Below are 2,752 nucleotides of genomic sequence, written 5' to 3'. Positions count from 1 at the left end.
GGCGCGGCCAGCGCCGGGGGCATGTACTGGCTGTCCCTGGTGACCGAGCACAGCAGCTACGCGGGCGGACTGCTCGGCCCTGGCCTGGTGATCGGGGTCGGACTCGGCCTGCTGTTCGTCCCGTTGCCGCTGGTTGCCATGGCCGGCGTCCACGAGGCGGACTCCGGGGCGGCGGCCAGCCTGCTCAACGCCGGGCGTCAGGTAGGCGGCTCTATCGGTCTCGCGGTGCTGGGCACCGTGGCCTGGACGGTGGTCGCCAACAGCGCCCGCGCCGCAGGGACTGCCCAAGGGGCGGCGCATGCGGCGGCATACCAGCACGCGCTGACGGCAGGCTTCGACCGGGCCTTCCTGGTCTCCGCCGCGCTCGCCGCGCTCGTTCTCGTGGTCGCCGTCACCGTGATCCGCGTCCGCCGCGCCGACCTGGCCGGCGGATAGCAGTCAGCGCCGCGCTGGGTGCGGTCCGCTGACCGCGTGGCGGCGATACAGTTCGGCGACACGGAACGCCAGGTCCAGGGACTGGCCGCGGTTGAGCCGGGGATCACACGCCGTCTCGTAGCGGTAGGTCAGGTCGCTCTCGGCAATGTGGTCACCGCCGCCGATGCACTCGGTGACGTCATCGCCGGTGAATTCGATGTGGATGCCGCCGGGATGAGTACCGAGCGCGCGGTGCACCTCGAAGAAGCCGGCGACCTCGTCCAGCACGTCGTCGAAGTACCTGGTCTTCTGGCCACTGGCCGCCTCGACCGTGTTGCCGTGCATCGGGTCGCACACCCAGACCACCAGGGCCCCGCTGGCCGCCACCTTCTCGACCAGCGGGGGCAGCGCCTGCCGGATCCGGCCCGCGCCCATCCGGGTGATCAGGGTGAGCCGGCCGGGCTCGTGCTCGGGGTCGAGGGCCTCGATCAGCTCGAGCACGTCCTGCGCGGTCGCCTCCGGGCCGATCTTGACGGCGACGGGATTCCGGATCTGCCGCGCGAAGTCGACGTGCGCGCCGCCGAGGGCGCGAGTGCGCTCGCCGATCCATAGCAGGTGAGCAGACAGATCGTAAGCACGCCCGCTACGCGCATCCGTCCGGGTCAGTGCGCGTTCATAGTCCAGCAGCAGCGCCTCGTGGCTGGAGTAGAACTCCACCGCGCGGAACTCCCGGGGATCGGCCCCGCACGCGTGCATGAACGCGATCGCCCGGTCGATCTCGTCCGCCAGCTGCTCGTAGCGCTGCCCGGCAGGACTGCCGGTCACGAAGTCCTGGTTCCAGGCGTGCACCCGGCGCAGATCGGCGAACCCGCCGCCGGCGAGGGACCGGCACAGGTTCAGGGTGGCCGACGAGCAGTGATACGCCGTGAGCAGCCGGCCGGGGTCAGGCGTCCTGGCCGCGGCGCTGAACTCGATCCCGTTGACCGCGTCGCCCCGGTAGACCGGAAGCTCCACGCCGTCCCTGACCTCGGTAGCCGCCGACCTCGGCTTGCCGAACTGGCCGGCCATCCGGCCGACCTTCAGCACCGGCACGCTGCCCGCGTAGGTGAGCACGACGGCCATCTGCAGCAGCGTACGGAACTTGCCCCCGATGCTGTCGGCGCCCGTGCCGGCGAACGTTTCCGCGCAGTCGCCGCCCTGCAGCAGGAACGCCTCGCCGCGCGCCACCGCGGCCAGCCGCTCCTTCAGCTGGTCGCACTCCGCGGCGAGCACCAGCGGCGGCAGGCTCTCCAGGCCACGCACTACCGCCTCCAGTCGATCGTGGTCGGGCCACTGCGGCTGCTGAAGCGCGGGTGAAGTCACGCGTTCAGGCTACGCGCAGGGACGTACGGCCCCGCCTGGCTGGCAGGATTTTATAGCTTTTCGTGACGATACGACCACGCTCGTGGCATCATCTGCCGTGGGGGCGCACCGACCGGGAGGGGAACTCCGGAGTGATGCGCAACTGGCAGGCCACGCCTTCCGCCGGACCGGCACCGCCCGCGGGCCAGGACCTGCTGTTCACACCAGGCCCTCGGCTGGGCTGGGTATTCCGGGACCGGCGCGAGCTCGCGGCCCCTTACCTGGAGCCTGAGCCCAGCCCGCACGCCGTCCACGCCCAGGCGGTCGCGCGCATGGCCACCGCTGAGCAAGCGTGGCAGCGAACCTGGAAGTGGGTAGGCAAGCCGAGTATCGGACTGGCGCTGCTGCTGGTGGTCCTCGCCGGATGCGCGCGATCGGTGTCCGGCAACACCAGCCCCGGCCTCACCGCCGTGACGATCGCCACGCTGTGCGGCCCCGGTTTCGCCTGGACCGGCTGGCAGTGGCTGCGCCGCGAGCAGGCCCGCGACGTGACCCCGGAGCAGGAATACCGGCAGGCGATGGCCGGCTGGGACCAGCGCGCGACCGATCATGAGAGCGCTGAGCTGGCCCGGCTGGCGGGCCAGCCGGAGTGGGGCAGCGCGACCATCGCCCCGCGGCGGACCGACGTTTTCGGCGGGACGCTCGCCGGCTGGCAGGCGCTGCTGACCGTGCACGGCGCATCGCTGCTGGCCAGTCGCCCGCTGCTAGCCATCGACCTGACCGGCCAGCACGCGGCCGTCATGCTGACGGCGGCAGCCCAGCGAATGGGGATACCCGCCGCGGTCTACCGGCTGCCGCACGACCTGGGCCGCTGCGGCATGCTCGGCGAGCTTTCTCCCGCGCAGCTCGCCGACGCCATCGCCGAGGCGCTGCACGCGGGGATACCGGGCGGCGCCCGCACCGACCGCACGATCGACACCCGGGTGCTGCAGCAGCT

The 2,752-nt window shown here is 72.0% G+C and carries 1 protein-coding gene and 2 pseudogenes; 2 read left to right on the top strand and 1 reads right to left on the bottom strand.

The window, feature by feature from the left end; all coding sequences use genetic code 11:
- Positions 1-435 (top strand): annotated as a pseudogene (locus tag WA805_RS17345) (MFS transporter); the annotation flags it as partial.
- 3 nt (positions 436-438) lie between these two features.
- Here WA805_RS17345 and WA805_RS17340 read toward each other — a convergent pair.
- Complete coding sequence (locus tag WA805_RS17340) at positions 439-1,776, bottom strand: class II 3-deoxy-7-phosphoheptulonate synthase (protein WP_425242849.1); 1,338 nt, start codon at positions 1,774-1,776, stop codon at positions 439-441.
- Positions 1,777-1,838: 62 nt separating this feature from the next.
- Between WA805_RS17340 and WA805_RS17335 the strand changes: the two are divergent.
- A pseudogene (locus tag WA805_RS17335) lies at positions 1,839-2,752 on the top strand (hypothetical protein); the annotation flags it as partial.

Source organism: Trebonia sp. (genome assembly GCF_049794275.1).
Lineage (GTDB): Bacteria > Actinomycetota > Actinomycetes > Streptosporangiales > Streptosporangiaceae > Trebonia.
This window is presented reverse-complemented; position numbering and strand designations above follow the sequence as displayed.